The sequence below is a fragment of the Algoriphagus persicinus genome (assembly GCF_035156415.1).
In the GTDB taxonomy this organism is placed as follows: Bacteria; Bacteroidota; Bacteroidia; order Cytophagales; family Cyclobacteriaceae; genus Algoriphagus; species Algoriphagus persicinus.
Genome location: NZ_JAYEEY010000004.1, coordinates 37,833 through 60,144 on the forward strand (window position 1 = coordinate 37,833; position 22,312 = coordinate 60,144).

Consider the following 22,312-nt stretch of genomic DNA (forward strand, 5'->3'; position numbering starts at 1 on the left):
TAGACAAAATTATGATTTGCCCAATCGGTTACTCACTAATCTTTTCAAAAACAAAAACTCTCGCTTAAATAACAAAATAGAAACCATCGAAAAGAAGCCAAAACTGCCAATCTTAATCAGTAGTGCTAGGATCACAGATACATCTCCGGACAAGTAATATCCCAGAAATGCTACTGTAAATAATAGAAGCATAAAGCATACAGCCCTTAGGAAGTCATAGGGAATTGGGTAAGATTTCTGCGAGACATAAAACACAAAAACGGGTGTTAAAAATTGAGAAACACAAACTGCAAGTGCAGCTCCATATACGCCATAGATGGGTATAAAATAAATATTGAGCAAGACTAAAATGACCGAGGAAACAGAGTAAACAATCCCAAGCGGTGCTGTTTTTTTACAAATAGCGGATCCTAAATCCGCAATAGTAGTAAGGCCTGCAAACAAGCTACTAAAGACCAAAATACTGGCAATGGCAGCAGCACCATAATAAGCCGGAGTGGCAATAATCATCAGTGCCTCTAGCGCAAATAAGGATGCCAGCAGCGTAAGAGAACCTATCAGTAAGAGATATGCAAGGAGGATTTTCCCGTAAGTTTCCTTAGCATTTTCTTGGTGAATTATGGAAAATGCAAAAGGCGACCAAGCTTGCTGAAAGGCATTGACAGCAATACCGCTGAATCCGGCGATGGCAAAAGCTATCTGGAACAGTCCCAAGTCTTCATCAGAAACCTTTCCATTTAAGAAGAACACTGCGGATAAATTGATCACCCAAATAGAAAGACTTGCCGGTAGAAATGGAAGGCTATAGGCAATCATTTTCCTCAACAGGCGGAAATCAGACAGTTTCACGTTCTCCAGCCAGCGCTTCAGGTAGTACATGGACAAGGGAACCATCAACACAAATGCTACTAACCTCGCCGTGAAGGCACCTTGTAATCCCTGGTCAAGAATTAAAACAAAAATCACATTGGCAAGGATCAAAAATAAGGCTTGCAAAAAAGTAAGCAACACCGTGCTTTTGGGCTTCTTTTCAAATCTCAGCACTTTGGTAGCCACCACTGTCGCTACGGAGACAGGAAGAGAAAAAGAAAGAATTTGAATGTATTGTATGGCCTCCTCAGAATTGTAGGAGATAAACTGAGACCAATAAGAGGCTGTAAAAAAGAAAAAACCAGCTAAGACAATGGATATCAGCAAATAAAACCAAAACCAGGTGCTTATGATCTTTTTCCGGTATGCATAGTCATCAGTGTCGTAAAACCAGCGCGCCGTGGAATTGTCCAAACTCAATATTAAAAGTAAGGCAATCAGAGAATACGCATTATTTACCAACCCAAAAACCCCATAATCCTCAGGAGAATATACCCTCGTATAGAGTGGAGTCAGTATCACTCCCATTACCCTAGTGGCTATCCCAGCAAGTCCGTAGATCATGCTGTCCGAAGCCAGATTTTTGATGTTTTTGATTACCGTCATCAGACGATGTACAGATCACGGTAATAATCGCGGATCTTTTCTTCTTTAAACAGCAAACCTATAATTGCTCTATTGGTATCTACATCCTCAGCGGACAAGGGATTCAACAAGTCATCCTGAGTCATCTTAGCGTAATCAAACACCTTAATGTTATGGCTATTCAATTCAATAAAAACCGGGTTTTCCGGGTTAAGAAAAACTTTGACCCCCATAAAAATCAGACCTAGTATATTACCAAAAGCCTGCTGTATTTTATGGTTGAAAATAGCAACAGATGCCTCAGCTAGCTTGTGGTAATAGATTTCGCGGGGAATAAAATCGTCTAATGTCTCATATTTATCTCCAAAATAATTTTCTCCCATAGCCTTTACTGCTGCTATGTAAGTCTGGTTGCCATAGGACAAAGGACTAAGTATGGTCACCTTATTTTCGGGCAGAAGACTATGGATTTGATGATACACATCCAAGTGATTGTTTTCAGGAGAACCTGAGTGACCCACCATTATTTTACTTCCTAATACTGGTTTATTTTTCAGATATTCTTCCGAAAACATCTCTTGTAAAGACAAGAAAGCAAATCGGATCCATTTGGCTTTTACCCCCAATACGGACTCAGCTTCCATGACGTCTTTTTCGAAAATGGAAGCGACAAAGTCAAAGTTGGAAAATGACTTATTGAAACTGTATTTATTGGGCTTGCCTAAAGCCTGCAAAATGCGATGATGAAGGGATTTTTTCCAAGCTTGGACGATCTTCTCCGGAGGCAATACTTCCATTGTCCTGCGGGTATAGGCCTTTGAGAGGAAACTAGGATGCTTATACAAATCTCCACTCCAAATAATCCATATCAATTTAGCGTGACTTAATTCGGACTTTCGCCGATTTAAAAAATGGCCTATAAAGGGGGTGTGGTAATTTACGATTACACGTTTGAAACTAGCTAACTCAGAGACAACAGGGTTGTTTTCCAAGTTTCCATTTTCAATCACCAAAATCTCAGGATTAGTGAATCTGGTCGGTTTGGTAACATCTTCTACTACTACCAAATATTTATTGAGTCCTGGAAATAATTCTTCCGACCTGTTGATTATCCATTCAGTATATGGGGAATCGGGAAGAAAGACGAGATTTTCAATACTCATATTCTTCCAAAATACCGAGTAAAGTCTGACTAATCTGATCTATCTGCTCCATAGTCAATTCAAAGAAAAAAGGCATTCTGATCAGCCGCTCCGAATATAAATCCGAAAATGGCAAAATTCTGCTATCGTGACAATTCTTAAAAAACTCACTCTTGTGCAGGCTGAGGTAATGAAAGACAGCCAAAACTCCAGCTTCCTTCATCTTTTTTAGGATAAAATCGCGCTGTCGGCCATTTTTTGCCAGGATATAATACATATGCGCATTATTGTCTGCAAAGCTAGGGATCGAAGGTGTCTTAATTCCAAATGATCCAAGTTTGGGATTGAAATGAGAATTGTACCTTTTCCAGATTTGAATTCGCTTGGCTTGAATATCGGATAAATGCTCAAGCTGTGCCCATAGGAAGGCCGCCGTGATCTCTGATGGCAAGAAGGAAGAACCAATGTCCACCCAGCCATATTTATTAATTTCACCCCTGAAAAAGGAGGCTCTATTCGTGCCTTTTTCCCAAATAATCTCAGCGCGATCTATAAATTGCTCCTCGTTAATAGCCAGCAAACCACCTTCTCCAGATGAAATATTCTTTGTTTCGTGAAAGGAAAAGGTGGCTAGATGACCAATAGAACCCAGTGGTGATTTCTTGCCAGTCCGGGATGTGTAGCATGAATCTATCGCTTGTGCGGCATCTTCTATCACGTACAAATTATGCGCTGCAGCCAAGTCCATAATCATATCCATATCACAAGCCACACCAGCATAATGAACGGGTACGATAGCCTTTGTTTTCGGTGTGATTAGAGACTTTAAGCTCTCCTCATCTACGCCAGGATGATCGGATCTACTATCTGCAAATACGATTTTAGCCCCTCTGAGCACAAAAGCATTCGCAGTGGACACAAAAGTGTAACTCGGGATAATCACTTCATCCCCTGGTTCTATCCCTATCAGGATAGCCGCCATCTCCAAAGCATCGGTGCAAGAAGTGGTCAGTAGTGTTTTCTTGATTTGATACTTTTCTTCAAAAAAAGTTTGAGCCAATCGGGTATATTTCCCGTTTCCAGAAAGTTTACCTGATGCTACTGCATCTTCAATATAAGCCAGTTCCTTCCCTGTTATAAATGGCTTGTTAAATGGAATCATTAAATAGTAGGGGAATTAAACCTGTGATTTTGAATTCAATACTTGTATTAGGCTACCAAAGACTTTTGGGGTTCTTTGTGTGAAGCACTTTTTTACTCCTTGATTTTAAAATCCACCTTTTTTAAGAAGGCGAAAAAGGATGCTTCGACAAAGGGCTTCTGGCCAAGGGGTGATAATCTCCTTTTAGTCCAATTGGCTCCATATGCCTGATATCGTGAACTATCTCGATACTAGGTCTGGCTTCTTCTAATCCGAATCCATGGCCGTCCAAAATATGCTGGTAACTATGCGTATGTAATTCGGTAAACCCATCAGAGAACTCTATCTCCTGACCTTCCATCGTCAGCGAGCGATAGGTTCTGCCTCCTTTTGCCTTTACAGAATCGGGCAAAGTCTCCGCATTGATACTCAGGAACCAGCGCACACGAGCTTTCTCCAGTTCGAAATATCCGGAAGCCCGATCATGAGTATGCACATGCACCACATTTTTCTTGACAGCTCCAAAAACCCAGGTTAACATGTCATAAAAGTGAACACCTATATTGGTTGCAATCCCACCGGACTTACTCACATCCCCTTTCCAGGAAGTATAATACCAATGCCCCCTAGAGGTAATATACGCTAGATCAATGTCATAGATTTTATCCTTAGGGCCTTCTTCTATCTTTTTCTTTAGCGCTATGATAGAAGGGTGCAGCCTAAGCTGAAGGATATTATAAACCCTAGTGCCATGCACCTTTTCCACGTCAGACAATGCATCAATATTCCAAGGGTTTAATACCAGCGGCTTTTCACAAATGACATCTGCTCCCACGCGCAATCCAAAGCGGATATGGGAATCATGCAAGTAATTTGGCGAGCAAATACTCACAAAATCAATTGGTTTATGGGTGCGTTTCAGCTTCTCTACATGCCTATCGAATCGCTCAAATTCAGTAAAAAAATCAGCATCCGGAAAATGACTATCCATCACTCCCACGCTATCAAATTTATCATAAGCTGCCAGCAGCACATTTCCAGTGTCTTTAACAGCTTTCATATGTCTAGGGGCGATATAGCCCGCTGCACCTATCAAGGCAAAATTTTTCATACTCAACGCTTTATTACCTCATTATTGATAAGCAAATAGCGGTCCCCTGTCTCCTTGCATTCCGCATGACCCTGCTCATCAAATTCTAATCTATTTCCAAATTCACTCATCCACCCAATTTGTTTGGCCGGATTCCCCACCATCAATGCATAGGCAGGCACATTCTTCGTAATCACTGACCCTGCACCGATAAAGGCGAAAGATCCAATATCGTGCCCGCAGACTATAGTGGCATTAGCTCCGATACTTGCGCCATTTCCCACATAGGTTTTGGCATACTCAGACTTGCGATTGACTGCACTTCTTGGATTGATTACATTGGTGAAAACCATGGAAGGGCCTAAAAACACATCATCACCGCAAGTTACTCCGGTGTAAATGGACACATTGTTTTGAACCTTCACATTGTCCCCAAGTACCACTTGCGGCGAAACCACTACATTTTGGCCTATGTTGCATCGCTGTCCAATCTTACAATTTGGCATAATGTGTGAAAAATGCCAGATTTTTGTATCGGCACCGATTTCGCAGCCTTCATCTATGTAAGCACTTTCATGTGCAAAATATTCCTTCATTTAAAAAACCCTTTTATCGTTTCAATAATATAAGCCTGATCTTCAGTGTTCATCTCTGTATGAATCGGAAGGGATAGCACCTTGAGACAAAGTGATTCAGATACAGGAAAATCCCCGTTTTTGAATCCCAAATCCCTATATGCCTCCTGTTGATGCAAAGAAAGAGGATAATAAACCATGGATGGCACTCCATTCTCAGCTAAGTATGCTTTTAATTCATCACGGCTTACGCCTTCGATTTGTACGGTGTACTGGTGAAAAGCATGCGTAGAATTGGGTACTCTAACAGGGATTTTCACATTAGGGTGTCCCAAAAAAGCTGCATCATAAGTATCTGCCACCTGATTTCTGGATACTGAATACCTATCCAAGTGCTTTAGTTTTACATTCAAAATAGCAGCTTGCAAAGTATCAAGGCGGGAATTAACGCCGACTATGTGATGATGGTATTTCTTTTTTTGGCCGTGATTGGCAATCATACGGAGTTTCTCTGCCAGGTCCGCGTCATTGGTGAACATAGCACCTCCATCTCCATAGCATCCTAGGTTTTTGGATGGGAAAAATGAAGTAGTCCCCACATCTCCCATAGTGCCTGCCTGCATCACTCGGCCGTCCGAAAAGGTGTATTCCGCACCTATTGCCTGGGCAGTATCTTCAATCACTTTGAGTTTGTGATTTCTGGCAAAAGCCAAAATCTCTTCCATATTGGAGCATTGGCCATAGAGGTGCACCGGCACTATCCCTACAGTTTTAGAAGATAATTTGGACTCTAATTGACTGATATCGAGCTCATATGTATCCCCAATCACATCGATAAAAACCGGCTTCAATCCTAATAATGCAATAACTTCTGCAGTCGCAACATAGGTAAAAGCAGGAACAATCACCTCTTGCCCAGGCTGAAAATCCAAGCCCATCATCGCAATCTGAAGGGCATCGGTTCCATTGCCGCAAGTAATTACATACTTCGCTCCAGTATAAATAGACAGCGCATTAGAAAATTCCTTTATCTGAGATCCATTAATAAAAGCGGTAGTATCAATAACCCCTTGAATGGCCTGATCTATTTCAGTTTTAATTACTTCATATTGGGACTTCAAGTCCACCATTTGTATAGAACTCATACTTGGATTACTTACTTATTTGAGAAAGAAGGATCTGATAGATAGCAAACAATACACCTATAAAAATCCCAAGAAACATACTGAAAATAATAATCAAAGGCTTGTTGGGTTTACTTGGTCCTAGTGGAATACTTGCTTTCTCCATGACCGTAAATACAGGAGTTTCTCTTTTGAGTTGAATAGTCGCTTGCTCAAGTTCCTGCTTCAATGTATTGTAAATATTAAAAGAGATATTAAACTCAAACTGCAATTGTTCTTCTTTGGTCATCGCCCGTCTCGAAATAATACCTTGGTTGGAATCTCTAAAAGAAGCAAGCTTTAACTGAGATTCCTGAAACTTAACTTGAGCTTCCTCAACTCTCTCTTCCACAAACTCAAGGTTTATTTTCTGTTTTACAGTCTTATAATTTGTCACGTAATCGATCAGTCTTGCCAATACCAAAGCATTTACTTGGGCGGAGATTTTAGGTTCAGGCATAGAGACATTGAGTTCAATCAATTTCATTTGATCGTCAATGGTTATCCGCTCTTTGAGCTGCCTCAAAACATAATTTTCCTGTGAGGTCACCGCCACATACCCGAGTTCTACTGATTCTGAATCGCTAGTTTCAGCTAGGGTTGAGTTTAGATCATTGGATGAAAAAACACCAATTACACGGGCTGGAATACTAAAAATAAAGTCAATAGTTTTCTTTACAATATTACCGGGCCTCTCCTCCGCATAATATTCCTCCAAAGTCATCTCCATATTTTTGGATTGAAAATAGAATCCTTCCTTCATGATATCCAGCAAAAAATCCCTGCTATGGATCACGTCTGGAAACAATTCAGCACTTAATCTAGTCTGATCCCCTTGCATTTGAGGAATAGAGATTCCTGCCAAACCTGCCAAAGCTCCCATTTGCCCAAACTGCCCTGTACTTTCAGACTCTTCCAGGATTACTAAAGAAGAAGAAGTATATTCTTTGGGACTGGTAAAAGCAATGAGGATTCCCAATAGAAGTCCTGCCAAAGTAAATGCAAGCAATCTTCTTTTATAAGAGAATATTTTCCGGATCAACTCCAGATAGTTTAGTTCCATTTGTGACTGATCATTTGAGGGCATGAGTAACTTGTATAGAATGGAAATAAAAAATAAATCTACTGAAAATCATGTGACTGGCTGTGCTGGTATTCCAACTAACACACTTTGGTGTAAAACTGATCTAGTCACCACTGCTCCAGCTCCTACAATCACCTCATTACCTAATTCTACTCCCGGTAATACTACAGCTCCGGCTCCGATTCTACATTTCTTACCGATTTTACACCCTCCCAAAAGCATCGCTCCGGGGCCGATTTCACTAAAATCTCCAATAACGCATTCATGATGTACATGAGCTCTGGTATTGACTAAAACGCCCAAACCAATTTTAGTATCCGGGCCAATGAAGCTGTAAGGCATTGCATCAAAAACAATAGTTGAATTACCGGATGCTGGTTTAGCAACGCAACTCATGCCATACAGGGTTCCTCCCAGCTTGGTGAGGAAGTGAAACAACTTTTCTCTAAAGCTAGGATTCCCTACACCAAGCACAAATCTCGGATCTTGCTTCAATTTGCTGTTCAACGCATCCCCTTCCAAAATCAAAGAATCTTTTTCTGATGAATATTCTGCTTTGGATACATCTTCATCAAAATAATATATTTCAGAGGAAGTAAAGCCCAATTCTTGGAGGAGAAAAGCTACTTCTAATCCATGTCCACCGGCACCCGCTACGATCATTGATTTCTATTCGTCAAAACATAGTATTGCCCTTGAGCAAAACCCAAAGGCAATTATTATTACTTAGATCCGATCCCCTGAGCTTCAAAACCCAAAGTTTTCAGGTACTTTTTATCATATATATTTCTACCATCGAATATTACTTTGTTTTTCAAAAGTTTACCTACTACATCCCAGCTGGGTATTCGAAACTCAGACCATTCTGTGACCAAAAGTAAGGCATCACAATCCACCAAGGCTTCGTAGGCATCCTTGCAATAAGTCACCTTATCGAAAATGTAATGTTCTCTAGCTTCATCCATTGCCACAGGATCGTAGGCTTTCACTGCAGCTCCCGCTGCTCTCAACTCATCAATAATCACTCCTGCTGGTGCCTCACGCATGTCATCGGTATTTGGCTTGAAACTCAAACCCCACATTGCAAAGGTCATACCTGTCAAATCTTCTCCAAAGCGAGCTTTTACTTTATTGGCAAGAATATGCTTCTGATCGTCATTTACATCTTCCACGGCCTGTAGTACTCTCAGGTCATAGCCATACTGCTTTGCTGTTTTGATGATCGCTTTTACATCTTTAGGAAAGCAAGATCCACCGTAGCCTACACCTGGATAGATAAACTTATTCCCGATTCTCGGATCGGACCCAATTCCTTTTCTCACCATATTCGCATCAGCTCCTACCAGCTCACATAGGTTTGCTACATCATTCATAAATGAAATCTTGGTAGCCAGCATGGCATTCGCAGCATATTTGGTCATCTCCGCGGATGGAATATCCATGTAGATGATACGCTCGCCGCTAAGCTGGAAGGGCTTATACAGACGCTTCATAATCTCCTCTGCACGGGCATCATCTACACCAATCACAATTCTATCCGGCTTCAAAAAGTCTTCGACTGCCGCGCCTTCTTTCAAGAATTCAGGATTTGAAGCTACTGCATACGGTAGATCAGAACCTCTTTTGTTCAACGCATTTTTGATTGAGGCACGAACTTTCTCGCCAGTAGTCACAGGAACTGTGCTTTTGGTCGCAACTACTATATAATCGGTCATTTTAGTGCCGATCTCATCTGCCACGGCAAGGACATACTTTAGATCCGCAGATCCATCTTCACCAGGAGGCGTACCCACCGCTATAAAAGCAACTGATGCGCCTTGAATGGCTTCACCCAAATCGGTACTGAACTTAAGCCTTCCGCTCTTATAATTCCGAATTACGAGCTCCTCCAGCCCAGGCTCGTAAATTGGCATGATGCCATTTTTAAGCTTATTTATTTTATTTTGATCGATGTCAACACAGGTGACTTCTATTCCTACATCTGCAAAACATGCTCCTGATACCAAGCCTACATAGCCGGTGCCTACTACTGTGATTTTCATGAAATATTGGTGATAAAATTATGGTAACAATCTATCAACTAGAATACCTAAAGTCGCTAAACTTGATGCTAGTCCTATCCATCCTGCTGCACTAAGCCTTGTTCGTTGTGGTTTTTTGGGCACCACGATTTCTGCTCCCGGCTCTATTTCAGGATAAAACTTTAATCCTATGAAACTATAGGTTCTCTTGGCATCTCCATTTGCATAGACTACATAGGTCTTTCCTCGTCTAGCTTCCTCGGTAAAACCCCCGGCTTTTGATATATAATTTCTAAGGCTATTATTCCTGCTAAATCTGGTGGTCGTAGGCAATAAGACCTCCCCTACCATTCGTACAGTTTGCAGTTCTTTGGGGATTTGAAGTATATCTCCTTCCAGGAGGATCAAGTCCTCATCTGATCCGGGATGATCCAAAATATACCCCAAATCTATCCCTACAAAATCCTGTTCCTTCAACCGCATAGAAGTGATTGCAGAGTCTTGTCTTAGCGTATCATAGACAGGACTGATTTCAAAAAGTTTTCGCTTTTGCTCAGCTTGCTCTCTTTTATACTTCTCAAGTTCATTTTGAGCTAGCTTTTTGTCTATCCTTTCATACAAAAGTTCTTCTGCTTCGTTCGTATTCCTTGTTGTTTCAGGATCCAAACTTGATCGGATTTCTTTAAGTGTTTTTTGGCGTATCTCTTCTTCCGTTGGACCTTTGTAATAGACAGTTCTCCTGATCAAACTTGCCCCTTTGGGATAGGCGTATTGAGTAATTCCGCCAGCACGTTTGATTACATCCGAGATTCGTTCGTTTACAGCTGCTATCGCAAAATCTCCTGGATAAATTACTTCACCTTGGATACTTATCAATTGCTCCCTTTCAAATCCCGGACTTCTTCTGATAAAAACATGGTCGAAAGGCTGGAGAGGTTGATTTCTCTCTTCGGCTGTCAATTCTAAGTTTGGGTCAATGGCTATGGTCTTGATCTCCGCAATTTTACTTGAAGAAGCATCCCTAACTCGTCGAGCTATTTCTATGGAAGAATTTGTAGCCGATTCTAACATTCCCCCTGACCTTAAAATAAGATCTCCTACGGTCATATCAGATGCGAAAGGGTAGGTGCCCGGATAATTAATCTCCCCGGATATTTTCACATAGTACTCTTCTTGAATATCATATCTACTAGGCACAAACAAAAGATCCTCATTCTTCAAAGGCACATCCTGAGCAGTTCCATTCAATATACCTTTCAGATCAAGCGGCTCTGCTGCCAAAGTCAAATCAGCACTAGTTCTGTACAAAGTAGCTCTGGTAGAAAATGCTTCCGGTTTTAGCCCCTGAGCCTTTTCAATGAGTCCTTTGACAGTCAATCCACTTTCATCCAATGAATATTCACCGGGACGTGTGACAGATCCAGTTACTTGAACTCGATTAGAAAACCTCTCTAATGCCTCTCCAATTAATATTTCATCTCCGTCCTTTAGTGAAAAAGAATCAAACTCCCCGGAAGGAACATCCACTACCTTACGCTGATTGTTTTCTATTCGACGCACAGTGACTCTATCGCGGTAGGCCACACTAGTGAATCCACCCGTATAGATAAATAAGTCTGCCAGGGACTCGCTAGGCTTCACTTCAAAAAGACCTTCCCTTCGTACTGGGCCTATGATTTCAATGCGGGTTTCTACCGGAGGGACTATCACTACATCATTGTCTTGAAGGGTGATATTTGAATTTTGATCCCCTTTGGAGAGAAATTCATAAATATCCACCGTCGCCACTAGTCTACTGTCCCTATACACTTGAATCTTTCTAAAAGCACCATTTTCATTGGGCCCTCCAGCTGCATATAGTCCATTAAAAACTGTCGCAAAAGATGGCAAGGTGTAGGTACCAGGTTTGGTCAACTCTCCTACCATTGAAACTTTGATCGAGCGAATATTTCCCAGCCTTAATTGAATAAAAGTATTAGCGTTAGCACCATTCAATCCAGAGTATATTCTACCGAGGGATGTTTTGATTCTCACGGTGGCTGCTTCAATACTGGATCCTGCTACTTGTACCGGGCCTACATTGGGTATAAAAACTCTTCCTTCCGGAGTAACACTCAAATCATAGGATTGCTGTGACGCCCCGTATACATCCAGTAGCAATTGATCTCCTGAACCTATCACATAGGACTGTGGCGTGGGGATGCTTAAGCTCGGGCTAAAGTTCAGCTCCCGATTATGAAACAGTTTGTATCCGAAAATCTTCTTCTGCTTTACAGTCAAGTCATAGTAGGGGTCAGACCTGCGAATGGAGTCAAACATATCAGGTTCTTGAAATCCATTGACAGATCTGGAATTGGCTCCATTTAGACCTTCGCTTGGTGACATGACGGACATCTGAAGCTCACTGATACGCTTGCTCAATTTGGCCGCTTCCAATGCCGGCATACCTCGCTCTCTTGCCAAAGCTGTCAACTGATTGGTGGTAAGGCCACTTGATTCTGCCCGCTTGATCAATTGTTCTATTTGAGCATCGGACAAATTATCCACTTTAAGGTTTTGTATATCTGAAAGACTCTGACTTTGCACAGCAAAGGCCAGCAATAAAAATATCACCAGTAACAGGTAGTTTTTAGAATCAAGCAAGCAAGTGTATTTTTTCAAATCAATAATTTTCGTGTCCAATTCAATTTCAACTAGTAATCCATCTGCTAATTTCTGATTTTTAATCGATTCTCAAACTATTATTCAAAGCTTCGCCCTTTCAGTCACAAGAGTGCCTATCACCAATTTCCCTACGTCCTTAAGCCGAGCTACCTAAGCTCCCACTTCCTTATCATACAAAACCAGCCCTGTGGAGACCATCCTCTCAGGCAGCAATGTCAATACCACTTTCCGATCTATCAGCTCTTCTATCCTAATCGATAGATTTAATATATAGTTCTCATTCAAGTTGTCACCGGTTACCACTACGTCGATCTTACCCGAATCGATACCCTTAGAAAGATCGCCAACAAGAATCACTTGACTTACCTCCCCCATCCGCTCAAGTATCTGCTCAAGTAACTGATCCAATCCCAGGTATTTTCGGATGATTTCTTGTATGTTAGAAAAAAATGGATGCTTCACATTTGCCTTGTAGGCAATTTTATTTTTATCCGATTCTTTCACCAAAAAACCTGCCTGCGTTAAATTGTTCAATTCCTTACGGATGGCATTTGTAGATTCCCCAAACTCATCTGCCAATCCTCTCAAATGGCTCTGCGTTTTGGAGTTAACAAAAAACTTAACAAGTAATCTCAACCTTGTCTTTGAGGTAATTAAGGATTCAAGCATAAAAATTCACCAAAATAGTGAGTAACAAAGGTACTCATTGCATTGAATTGGAAAAATAAATTATGTGTTTTTGATGAAGATTAGAGGTTTGCAACTATTCCCCTATTATTTCAATAACTCCGGTAGATATTATCCGGCTTTCTTTTTAAGAGCTTTCTAAATAAACTCCCACATAAAGCGCTGAAAGCCCCCAGCAAAAAACCAACAATTCCAGTGATTGCAAACAAGACAATCTCATTTTCGAACCCCATCAATTCACCCATCTGATAAGTCAAAGAGCTTCCCGAAACAGTGCTGATGTAGATACTTTGACCCAACCATGCCAGGCTCATCCCTACACCGCCCGCGAAAAATGCGCCAGCTCCTCTCTGTCGGAGAATTGCAGCAAGAAGCGCAATGAGTATCATCACTCCCCAATAAGGCAGGAAGGGATTAAAAACGGCAACAATCAAAGCTGTGAGAATAGTAAAGAAAATAAACTTCATTGCTTCGTGTTTAAAATTGTTTGAAATAATACACCAGTAAGTTGATCCTTTGTTCTCAGGTCGAAATTAAGATATTCCCCATTTGCCCACTTCGCGATGAAGTTACTGTAGTACTTACTACCCGGATTTCCCGATTGCCCTCCAGGGTAAATGCCAAAAGCTTTGACTTCCGGACCCAATTCCACGACCATTCTCCAACTTGCCCCGTGCGTACCACTGGTAGCATTCACAATCCCTGCACCTCCACCAGTGTACACATTCTCCGCAGAAAATGACTTAAATTGGGGAACAAGGTGCCTAATGGTAGTCTTTTTATAATTAGCCCAAGTAAAATCGCCTTCATCTTCCTCCCATTTCTTCATCTCTGCAAGCATATCTGTAAAACCTTGCATTACATGCGTGGCGGCAGTTTCCATTTCTGTGGTATTTTTCAGATCAAACACGGCTCCTTTGGGTTCATTCTTCATGAAAAGCACAGTCTGATAGTAACTAGGAAGTACAATTGGCGCTGAATTGTCTGACAAGTCCTTCCAGATCTGGCGGTAGGTTTTTCTCCACCAGATGTAAAATATGGTAGGCCCCTTCTGATTTGGGTCTGCGTAGTAATCCCATTCTTTCATTAATGAAATATATTTTTTTGCAGCGGCATCATTGTCAGCTCCACTTCCGAGCAGTTCCAACATCATTGGTAAAGCTTCCGCGGCATGCAAATAGTAATCGTCAAATTGCAGCAGTTGCATATCCTCAATTGTGATATTACTCATTTTGCTCAACCTGCTGTTCAGTCTGCGATTTCTATAGAACTCATAGCTATTGTCGAAGACATAATAAGGATAGGTCGAGTCTGTAGGATGCTGATTAGCTGAGCTGACAAAGCCACGTGATGGGTTCAGCGTACTGGCATTTTGCTCATTCGGTATATATCCCTGCCATTCCATTCTGGGATCTGCCCCATCCATAAAAAACTTGCCTTGACCTTTCCATTTCAGGGGGAATTTACCCTGAATTCGCATGGCTATATCTCCGCTCTTAGAGGCAAAGACAAAGTTCTGTGCCGGAGCAGTGTAATTGTCCAACGCGCTAGTATAGTCCTCGTAGTTTTTAGCAGTATTCAGCAAAATGAAGGTTTTCTGTTCATTAGATCCTTCATGGACGTTCCATTTCAATGCAAAATTGATGTCCTGACGTTTTGAATTAAAGGTCTTGTCATAAACCACAGGCCCATAATGCGTATAGACCACGGTATCCAGAAACACCTCTTCACCTTTCACTTTGATTTCTTCTACGCGAAAGGTGGTCTGCTTCCATTTGTCTCCATAGCGATAGGCTTTTCTGGATTTATCCTGAAATGTGATTTTGTACCAATCCCTAGTATCTCTGGTAGCATTGGTGACGCCCCAAGCTATATTTTTATTAAATCCGGAGATCACCCCCAATGCGCCAGGTAGGGTGGCTCCTTTGACAGAATGCTCAGGTGTGGTCAATTGCATGGCATACCAAAGAGAAGGGAGATTTAAACTCAAATGGGGATCATTGGCCAAAATCGGATTGCCATTTTTTGTCTTTGAGCCAGATACTGCCCAGTTATTTGAGCCCGTCCCCTCTTCGGGTTGGGGCAAGGGATCTATTACCAATTGATCATTAGGATAATTGATGCTATCAGGGCGGGATACTGAAAGTGGCACGAAGCCCCATTTATGGCCTGGTTCAATGATTGGCTCTACTCCCTTAGGGTATTCCGGGTAGAGTTTATTTAGCATGGTTTCCCCTATTATTTTCCGCAAATTCGAATATTCCAAATCCCGATCTCCTACCAGCATATCGGTCATGTATTTTAGCAAGAGGATGGATTTGAAAGCCGACCAATGCTCTGGTCTATAGTTTAGGATCTTATATTCTACTGGTAAGCGGGCATCAGTGAGCTGGTCAATGTATTGATTCACTCCATCCGCATAGGCTTCTAGCAACTGAAATGAATCCGGATCATTCTCTTGGATAAATTCCATTCCCTTTTCAGCTCCATAAGCCAAGCCTTTTCTACGGGTCATTCTGTCTAAATCGACAGCTATTGGGCCAACAATTTCGGAGATTCTACCAGCTGCCGCTATCGTCTGGAATTCCATTTGCCAAAGTCTATGCTTCGCCGTAATGTATCCCTGTGCTCTGTATAAGTCCGCCTCAGTACTTGCAAAAATGTGGGGGATAAGATTTTCATCATAAATAACCTTTACCTCACTGCCCAGCTTATTGAGCTCCAGCTCTTCCTCAGCCAACTCATCCTCCGAGATGCTGTTTTGCCAAAACCCATGAAAAGGATCCAACAAAGGAGCCAAGGGTGGTACAGCTCCAAAAGGCGTGGAAACTGCCACCGCAAGCGCGATAGTCAGGGCTAAAACAATTAAAAATCCTACATACTTCATTGCATCAATTTTAGGTATCGTGACGAATTTAGCCCAATCTGATAATTATTAGGCAAATGAACTGATGCTTTTGAAATCTAGGCGAAAAAAAACCCTCAATTATGTCTTGAGGGCTTGAAATGGAAGAGGTATTTCTACTTGATGCTGATAGGAAGCTTGAGTTTTTCCCAGTGTATGACTAGCCCGGGATTTTCTATTTCGATTGAAAGTGCCTCTTGGTTGCTTGTCTCCCAAACTGGATCCACTTCCACCCTCAGGACATCATTTTTTTCATCGTATTGAAAATGCCCGTGCTCTAAATCCCATTCCGAATTGAAAATCACGGTCCACGATCCGGATTCTTTTGGAATAGTAAACAAAGAATACTTACCGGCAGCTAGTTTTGTGCCTTCCACGGTCATTTCTTCGGATAGTTCTATATAAGTAGCTTCATTTGCCCCAGTTCTCCACACCACATTATAGGGAACTAAGTCACCCCATAATTCCCGGCCTTTGACTGCAGGCGAACCATATTGTACTTTAATTGTCTTACCCGAAATCTGGCCGTCCTTTAACATCAAGGGACTAGGTCTGGATTCTGCTTCCTGAGCAGCCTCCATGGTCTCAGCAGCTACCTCAGACTCTGAGGATTCAGAAGTCTTTGAATCACCGCAGGAAGCAAAAACCACAGCAGTCAGGGCTGTTGCTAAAATAGTATGGTACGTTTTCATGTGTTTATAATTTTTTATTTAAGGTCATAACCTGTCCCGTGACGAAGGAAACGGGATGGAATCTCGCAAGCTATAATCATCCCTCTGTGTGTCGCTTGCGTCATGCTCGATTTCATGTGTGTATAATTTGTTTTTTAATTGGTCGAATAGCCTGTCTCGCATGATTAGTAATCATCCTTCAGTGTTTCGGTTATGACTTGCTCGATTTCATAGTGGCTAATTTTCTATCGAAATAACTAATATTTGGTAAATCAGCAAAATTCAAGCCTCTCTTTCACCATTTGCCTCACAATCATTTGCATGAATATCAAACATTCCAGCATTTCAAATTAGTACAATGATTTTTGGAAATCAATTTCTAATTGGATCGAAGATTGCCGTGAAGGTTAAAAGACCAAATGCTTCACTAGAATCATGATTTATTGCTTACTTTATTGCCAGATTAATTTCAATTCATGAAAGTCATTACTTGGTTCATTTTTACCGTCACAATAGTATTGTTTGCCAGCGTATATATCTCTCCAGAGTATTTTCAATATGTGGGTTTGTTGCCATTTTTCATCCCTGTGATTTTACTCCTGAATCTACTCCTGCTGGTGATACTTATATTATCATGGAGAAAACTATCCCTTTTGCCTCTGATCGCTCTACTGCTAGGCTATAAGTTTTTCTTGGCCACCTTTCAGATTCACCCTAAAAATGAAACTGCTGAAGGTCTCAAAGTGCTCACATATAATGCCCACATGTTTTATTATAACCCTAAAAGCAAGGGGACTCCAGAATCAAATGTGCTCTCCTGGCTACAGAATCAGCCAGCTGATGTGAAAGTATTTCAGGAATTTTACCAAGACAACACGACCCCCTCACGGGATGCTGTAAAAATTCTCGGACAAAATTCGAATTACAAAGTCTCCTATCATATCACAGACGGAAATCCTAGCAAAAGATCAAATGGACTAGCTATTTTCTCCAAATACCTCATCATCAATGACGGGAAGGTATTTGACGCACAGGGAACTAACGGCGCTATTTTCGCAGATATTGTGGTAAAAAATGATACGATTCGTATTTATAATGCCCACTTGGAATCCATGAGGATTGACTCTGATGGGCTGGAAAATCTGGAAGGTGTCAAAGAAAATTATAGGCAAACCTTAGGAAAGCTACAACGTGGAAGCCTGGCGCGCAGCAAGCAACTCAAAGTGCTCCTGGAACACATGAATAATAGCCCTCATCCATTGATCTTATTGGGCGACTTGAATGAAATCCCTTATTCCTACACCTATTTTAAATTAGGGGAAAATCATGAAAATGCCTTTGAAACGGCCGGCAGAGGCTTTGGTTTCACTTACAACCGTATTCTTTTCTTCCTTAGGATTGATCATATTTTTTCCAGTGAAAAGCTCAGGGCAGTCCAGTTCAAAACTCACAGAGAGGTAGATTATTCGGATCATTATCCCGTCTCAGCTACATTTACCTGGGAGGGATTTGGCGAGTAACTTTTCACTTAAATGGAATTGCTTTAGGTAAAATCAATTCCATTTATTCTCTGAACTGATTAACTTGCCGAAACTTGAAAATCAAACAGAAAAGATGAAGCAATACCACGATTTGATGCAGAAAATCCTGAATGAAGGAGCGGTAAAAGGAGATAGAACAGGCACAGGAACCCGAAGTATTTTCGGCCATCAAATGCGTTTTGATTTATCGAAAGGGTTTCCTGTCGTGACAACCAAAAAACTACACCTTCGATCGATCATAATTGAACTTTTGTGGTTTCTAAAAGGCGATTCCAACATCAACTATCTCAAGGATAACAAAGTATCTATCTGGAATGAATGGGCTGATGAGAATGGAGATTTGGGGCCAGTCTATGGCTATCAGTGGAGACATTGGCCTGATGGCAAAGGTGGGGAAATCGACCAGATCAAGAAGCTTATTCACCAGATCAAAACCAAACCAGACAGTCGCCGACATATCGTAAGTGCCTGGAACGTAGCCGATGTGGACAATATGGCTTTGCCTCCATGTCACACCATCTTCCAATTCTATGTAGCCGATGGTAAATTAAGCTGCCAGCTCTACCAGCGAAGCGCCGATGTTTTTCTTGGCGTTCCTTTTAATATCGCATCCTACGCATTGTTCACTATGATGGTAGCTCAAGTCTGCGGATTGGAGGCAGGCAACTTCATTCACACCTTGGGAGATGCTCATTTGTATGCTAATCACTTGGAGCAAGCCGAGCTGCAACTGAGCCGTGAACTCAAAGAATTACCAACCATGAAAATCAATCCTCAAGTGACCGATATTTTTGAATTCACTTACGAGGACTTCGAATTGATCAATTACGATCCTCACCCCCATATCAAGGCAGCAGTGGCAGTTTGACGAATGACATGCTAAGTTTCCATAGCACATGAAAAATCCCAGAGTCGAACCGATTCAGGGCTTTTTCAGTGGAACTTCACAAATAGGAATGAAGAAATAACATTTGCCCAAGGCTTGCGGCGCAATCTGACCTTCGACGAACCCACTGTGGAAAGTGAAGTACTCAAGGAGGCTTTGTAGGGGACCTTTAGAAAAGGCAGAGAAAACAGGTGTACTACTTTCTGATAATTAACTCGAAAGTTTCTATTCCATATCGATCAAAACCAGGAACTGGTTTACAATCAGGCAACTTCCTTAGCACATGATCAATCCGCTCTAGCAAGCCTTTGTCACCCTCGCTCAGCACTTCAAAACCACTCAATCTACCCATTGAATTCACTTGAAGTAGTACTTTGACCTCGCTAATCTTAGAAGATTTTTTGGTTCGAAACAAAAATGGAGAATAGCTATCGATAATATCAAGCGTGCTTTCTGACCATATCCAATGTGAATTGAGATGTTTGGCCAAGTTATCTTCAACAGGAGAAAGTGGGGTAATAATCAAATCCGAAGGTTTAGAAATACTACTAGAGAAAGAAAAATTTTCTACACTCCTTATTTTTAAGTTATGGTATTCCACAAAATGCTCTTCTACCAATGCTTTTCCAACGGACACCTGAGCAACGACTGATTTACCAGCAAGAGGCATGAAAAGAAACAGGAGGAAAATCAAATAAGTAAAAGCTCGCGGTGTGAACATCTTGATAGGATCGAGGTATGAAAGCAAAAATACAGTATTTAAATTTTCAAATACAATTTTTTGCATTATAAATTCCAAGAAGAAAACAAAAAAGTCTCGCCAGAAGCAAGACCCTTTTCAGAATATAAACCCAAATATAACTTTAGAGATTAAAAGTTTCAGTTCTATTTAAACTAAAATCTGGAAATACAAATGATTTCAAATTTTAATTTGACTTTTTACTCCGTGAACAAAATATTCAATTGAACATTTATATCGAGTCCAAAGTAAGTTGATTTTACTTTTAATTACAAATTGAAAAAAAAATTTTGCTATATTTTGAACAATCTCTAATTTACAGGCAGATTCATTAACAATCATCCAAAATCACTCGATAAAAATGGACAAAATTTTAGATATCGATAACGTAGACTTGAAGATCATCTCCCTTCTCAATGAAGATGCCAAGACTCCCTACACCGAAATCGCCAAAAAAGTCTTTGTTTCTTCAGGTACCGTTCATGTACGCATGAAGAAATTAGAGGATATGGGTATAGTCAAAAGTGCCACCCTCAACATTGATTTTTCAAAACTTGGCTATGACATATCCGCGTTTTTGGGGATTTACCTAGAGAAAAGCTCTCTTTACGATACTGTTATCGAAAAGCTGAAGACAATTTCAGAAGTGGTCAGTGCCTATTATACAACAGGTAATTATTCAATTTTCGCTAAGATCATTTGTAGAGACACTAACCATTTGAGATTTGTCTTGGACAATATTCAGAAAGTAGAGGGCATTGACCGAACGGAAACATTAATCGTATTGGAAGAATCAATAAACCGTCCCATACAATTTTTCGACAAAGAGAAATAAGCCAATTAAGATTAAATCTAAATAAAGAATTTTTTCTAGACTACAAAAATCAAAAGTATTGAACCTTCAATACTTTTTTTTTGTAAAGACGGTATAGAATAGATAAAAAAGCTGTTTTTGATTGAAGTTTTAAATGCCCCATAGAATTATCAAATGGTCTCAAACACAATATTTTCATTATATCTTATACCTTTGCAGGTAAAATGTAATTAGTCTAAATAACTCACCCAAATGAGCAAAGACAATCAAATTTTAGAAGAACTAACGTCAAAAGAATACGAACACGGATGGTCAGTGGACTATGAAGCCGATGAGGCGCCCATAGGCCTAACTGAAGATACCATTCGATGGATATCTACCAAGAAAGAGGAACCTCAATGGCTTCTTGATTGGAGATTGAAAGCGTTCAAGACATGGCAAGCCATGTCTGAGCCTAAATGGGCCAATGTTCATTATCCAAAAATCGATTTGCAGTCTTTAAAATATTATTCTGCACCTAAGCAATCGAGCAAGCCTAAGAATTTGGATGAAGTAGATCCTGAATTATTAGATATCTATAAGCGATTAGGGATTAATTTGAATGAGCAAAAGAGACTACAGGGAATTGCAGTAGATGCGGTCCTCGATTCGGTTTCTGTAGCTACCACTTTCAAGGGAACACTATCCAAACTTGGAATTGTATTCTGCTCTTTTAGCGAAGCTGTCAAAGAACATCCTGAGTTGATAAAGAAATATCTGGGTTCTGTCGTACCCATGACCGACAACTACTATGCAGCGCTTAACTCAGCTGTATTTTCTGACGGATCATTTTGTTATATCCCAAAAGGCGTTCGTTGCCCAATGGAACTTTCTACTTACTTCCGAATCAATGCTGCAAATACAGGTCAGTTTGAAAGAACATTGATCGTAGCTGAAGATGCATCCTATGTTTCTTACCTAGAAGGATGTACTGCACCGCAACGTGATGAAAATCAATTGCATGCGGCAGTAGTAGAAATCTACGCAGGTGCGCATGCAGAAGTGAAGTATTCTACCGTTCAAAACTGGTTCCCAGGAGATAAAAACGGAAAAGGCGGGATTTACAATTTCGTGACTAAGCGTGGAATCTGCGCGGGTGACTTTTCCAAGATTTCTTGGACTCAAGTAGAAACAGGATCCGCCGTGACATGGAAATATCCTTCTTGTATTCTAAAAGGAGACAACTCCATCGGAGAGTTCTATTCTGTAGCAGTAACAAATAATTATCAGCAAGCAGATACAGGAACGAAAATGATTCACATTGGCAAAAACACCAAGTCAAGAATCGTATCCAAAGGTATTTCTGCAGGAAAGTCACAAAACTCTTACAGAGGTCAAGTACAAGTGATGAAGCGAGCTACTAATGCACGTAATTTCTCCCAGTGTGATTCCCTACTTATGGGGGATCGCTGTGGAGCACATACTTTTCCATACATCGACATCAATAATCCTACTGCCCAAGTGGAGCATGAGGCTACCACTTCGAAGATCGGTGAAGACCAGCTATTCTATTGCAACCAACGTGGTATTGCGACAGAAGATGCCGTAGCACTGATTGTAAATGGGTACGCAAAAGAGGTGTTGAATCAATTGCCGATGGAATTTGCTGTGGAAGCACAGAAGTTGTTAGCCTTGACCCTCGAAGGATCTGTAGGATAAGCCAATTGAAAGATTAGAATATTGAAAGATTAGAAA

Annotated in this window: 19 protein-coding genes; 4 read left to right on the forward strand and 15 right to left on the reverse strand. The window is 40.9% G+C overall.

Translation table 11 applies throughout. The annotated features are described in order from the left end of the window. Positions 1–9: 9 nt before the first annotated feature. The 14 genes from U3A58_RS04430 to U3A58_RS04495 all read right to left on the reverse strand — a co-directional run bounded on the left by U3A58_RS04430 (position 10) and on the right by U3A58_RS04495 (position 16,619). Positions 10–1,476, reverse strand: coding sequence for a lipopolysaccharide biosynthesis protein (locus U3A58_RS04430; protein WP_323822186.1), 1,467 nt, complete (start codon positions 1,474–1,476; stop codon positions 10–12). Continuing rightward, complete coding sequence (locus U3A58_RS04435) at positions 1,476–2,618, reverse strand: TDP-N-acetylfucosamine:lipid II N-acetylfucosaminyltransferase family protein (RefSeq protein WP_323822187.1); 1,143 nt, start codon at positions 2,616–2,618, stop codon at positions 1,476–1,478. Before U3A58_RS04435 ends, U3A58_RS04430 begins: the two co-directional genes overlap by 1 nt. After that, positions 2,608–3,759: a dTDP-4-amino-4,6-dideoxygalactose transaminase gene (gene rffA, locus U3A58_RS04440; protein WP_323822188.1), complete on the reverse strand. Its 1,152-nt coding sequence runs from the start codon at positions 3,757–3,759 to the stop codon at positions 2,608–2,610. Before rffA ends, U3A58_RS04435 begins: the two co-directional genes overlap by 11 nt. Before the next feature lie 121 nt (positions 3,760–3,880). After that, positions 3,881–4,849 (reverse strand): Gfo/Idh/MocA family protein, encoded by a 969-nt coding sequence (locus tag U3A58_RS04445; protein ID WP_323822189.1) that lies wholly within the window; start codon positions 4,847–4,849, stop codon positions 3,881–3,883. A 2-nt stretch (positions 4,850–4,851) separates the two neighbouring features. Next, on the reverse strand, positions 4,852–5,424 hold the full coding sequence (locus U3A58_RS04450; protein WP_323822190.1) for an acyltransferase: 573 nt from the start codon (positions 5,422–5,424) through the stop codon (positions 4,852–4,854). After that, positions 5,421–6,548, reverse strand: a complete 1,128-nt coding sequence (locus tag U3A58_RS04455) for a DegT/DnrJ/EryC1/StrS family aminotransferase (protein WP_323822191.1) — start codon at positions 6,546–6,548, stop codon at positions 5,421–5,423. Before U3A58_RS04455 ends, U3A58_RS04450 begins: the two co-directional genes overlap by 4 nt. 7 nt (positions 6,549–6,555) lie before the next feature. Beyond that, positions 6,556–7,629: a GNVR domain-containing protein gene (locus U3A58_RS04460; RefSeq protein WP_323822192.1), complete on the reverse strand. Its 1,074-nt coding sequence runs from the start codon at positions 7,627–7,629 to the stop codon at positions 6,556–6,558. Between the two features lie 69 nt (positions 7,630–7,698). Next, positions 7,699–8,313 (reverse strand): acetyltransferase, encoded by a 615-nt coding sequence (locus U3A58_RS04465; RefSeq protein ID WP_323822193.1) that lies wholly within the window; start codon positions 8,311–8,313, stop codon positions 7,699–7,701. A gap of 59 nt (positions 8,314–8,372) precedes the next feature. Further along, a complete protein-coding gene (locus tag U3A58_RS04470) occupies positions 8,373–9,692 on the reverse strand; it encodes a UDP-glucose dehydrogenase family protein (RefSeq protein WP_323822194.1) in 1,320 nt (439 codons plus the stop codon). Between the two features lie 18 nt (positions 9,693–9,710). Beyond that, the gene (locus U3A58_RS04475; RefSeq protein ID WP_323822195.1) at positions 9,711–12,332 is read right to left on the reverse strand and encodes an SLBB domain-containing protein; all 2,622 of its coding nucleotides are present in this window, start codon (positions 12,330–12,332) and stop codon (positions 9,711–9,713) included. Between the two features lie 153 nt (positions 12,333–12,485). After that, complete coding sequence (locus U3A58_RS04480; protein ID WP_323822196.1) at positions 12,486–12,923, reverse strand: ArsR family transcriptional regulator; 438 nt, start codon at positions 12,921–12,923, stop codon at positions 12,486–12,488. A 191-nt stretch (positions 12,924–13,114) separates the two neighbouring features. After that, entirely contained in the window at positions 13,115–13,489 is a 375-nt protein-coding gene (locus U3A58_RS04485; RefSeq protein ID WP_323822197.1) for a hypothetical protein, read from the reverse strand. Next, complete coding sequence (locus tag U3A58_RS04490) at positions 13,486–15,909, reverse strand: penicillin acylase family protein (protein WP_323822198.1); 2,424 nt, start codon at positions 15,907–15,909, stop codon at positions 13,486–13,488. Before U3A58_RS04490 ends, U3A58_RS04485 begins: the two co-directional genes overlap by 4 nt. A 134-nt stretch (positions 15,910–16,043) precedes the next feature. Then, positions 16,044–16,619 (reverse strand): DUF2911 domain-containing protein, encoded by a 576-nt coding sequence (locus U3A58_RS04495; protein WP_323822199.1) that lies wholly within the window; start codon positions 16,617–16,619, stop codon positions 16,044–16,046. Positions 16,620–17,074: 455 nt separating this feature from the next. Between U3A58_RS04495 and U3A58_RS04500 the strand changes: the two genes are divergently transcribed. Continuing rightward, positions 17,075–18,118: an endonuclease/exonuclease/phosphatase family protein gene (locus U3A58_RS04500; RefSeq protein WP_323822200.1), complete on the forward strand. Its 1,044-nt coding sequence runs from the start codon at positions 17,075–17,077 to the stop codon at positions 18,116–18,118. Between the two features lie 94 nt (positions 18,119–18,212). After that, positions 18,213–19,007, forward strand: a complete 795-nt coding sequence (locus U3A58_RS04505) for a thymidylate synthase (RefSeq protein ID WP_323822201.1) — start codon at positions 18,213–18,215, stop codon at positions 19,005–19,007. A 214-nt stretch (positions 19,008–19,221) separates the two neighbouring features. On the opposite strand, the gene U3A58_RS04510 is transcribed toward U3A58_RS04505, so the two are convergent. Continuing rightward, on the reverse strand, positions 19,222–19,773 hold the full coding sequence (locus U3A58_RS04510; RefSeq protein ID WP_323822202.1) for a hypothetical protein: 552 nt from the start codon (positions 19,771–19,773) through the stop codon (positions 19,222–19,224). Between the two features lie 352 nt (positions 19,774–20,125). Here U3A58_RS04510 and U3A58_RS04515 point away from each other — a divergent pair, with 352 nt between their 5' ends. After that, positions 20,126–20,599 carry an Lrp/AsnC ligand binding domain-containing protein gene (locus U3A58_RS04515; protein WP_323822203.1) on the forward strand — a complete coding sequence of 158 codons (474 nt, stop codon included), beginning with the start codon at positions 20,126–20,128 and terminating at the stop codon, positions 20,597–20,599. A 231-nt stretch (positions 20,600–20,830) separates the two neighbouring features. Beyond that, positions 20,831–22,276 carry a Fe-S cluster assembly protein SufB gene (sufB, locus tag U3A58_RS04520; protein WP_323822204.1) on the forward strand — a complete coding sequence of 482 codons (1,446 nt, stop codon included), beginning with the start codon at positions 20,831–20,833 and terminating at the stop codon, positions 22,274–22,276. Positions 22,277–22,312 lie beyond the last annotated feature (36 nt).

What these genes read in the sequence shown, in the direction of transcription:
- U3A58_RS04430 (WP_323822186.1), bottom strand. Translation starts at nt 1,476, where the DNA reads ATGACGGTAATCAAAAACATCAAAAATCTGGCTTCGGACAGCATGATC.
- U3A58_RS04435 (WP_323822187.1), bottom strand. Translation starts at nt 2,618, where the DNA reads ATGAGTATTGAAAATCTCGTCTTTCTTCCCGATTCCCCATATACTGAA.
- rffA (WP_323822188.1), bottom strand. Translation starts at nt 3,759, where the DNA reads ATGATTCCATTTAACAAGCCATTTATAACAGGGAAGGAACTGGCTTAT.
- U3A58_RS04445 (WP_323822189.1), bottom strand. Translation starts at nt 4,849, where the DNA reads ATGAAAAATTTTGCCTTGATAGGTGCAGCGGGCTATATCGCCCCTAGA.
- U3A58_RS04450 (WP_323822190.1), bottom strand. Translation starts at nt 5,424, where the DNA reads ATGAAGGAATATTTTGCACATGAAAGTGCTTACATAGATGAAGGCTGC.
- U3A58_RS04455 (WP_323822191.1), bottom strand. Translation starts at nt 6,548, where the DNA reads ATGAGTTCTATACAAATGGTGGACTTGAAGTCCCAATATGAAGTAATT.
- U3A58_RS04460 (WP_323822192.1), bottom strand. Translation starts at nt 7,629, where the DNA reads ATGGAACTAAACTATCTGGAGTTGATCCGGAAAATATTCTCTTATAAA.
- U3A58_RS04465 (WP_323822193.1), bottom strand. Translation starts at nt 8,313, where the DNA reads ATGATCGTAGCGGGTGCCGGTGGACATGGATTAGAAGTAGCTTTTCTC.
- U3A58_RS04470 (WP_323822194.1), bottom strand. Translation starts at nt 9,692, where the DNA reads ATGAAAATCACAGTAGTAGGCACCGGCTATGTAGGCTTGGTATCAGGA.
- U3A58_RS04485 (WP_323822197.1), bottom strand. Translation starts at nt 13,489, where the DNA reads ATGAAGTTTATTTTCTTTACTATTCTCACAGCTTTGATTGTTGCCGTT.
- U3A58_RS04490 (WP_323822198.1), bottom strand. Translation starts at nt 15,909, where the DNA reads ATGAAGTATGTAGGATTTTTAATTGTTTTAGCCCTGACTATCGCGCTT.
- U3A58_RS04495 (WP_323822199.1), bottom strand. Translation starts at nt 16,619, where the DNA reads ATGAAAACGTACCATACTATTTTAGCAACAGCCCTGACTGCTGTGGTT.
- U3A58_RS04500 (WP_323822200.1), top strand. Translation starts at nt 17,075, where the DNA reads ATGAAAGTCATTACTTGGTTCATTTTTACCGTCACAATAGTATTGTTT.
- U3A58_RS04505 (WP_323822201.1), top strand. Translation starts at nt 18,213, where the DNA reads ATGAAGCAATACCACGATTTGATGCAGAAAATCCTGAATGAAGGAGCG.
- U3A58_RS04515 (WP_323822203.1), top strand. Translation starts at nt 20,126, where the DNA reads ATGGACAAAATTTTAGATATCGATAACGTAGACTTGAAGATCATCTCC.
- sufB (WP_323822204.1), top strand. Translation starts at nt 20,831, where the DNA reads ATGAGCAAAGACAATCAAATTTTAGAAGAACTAACGTCAAAAGAATAC.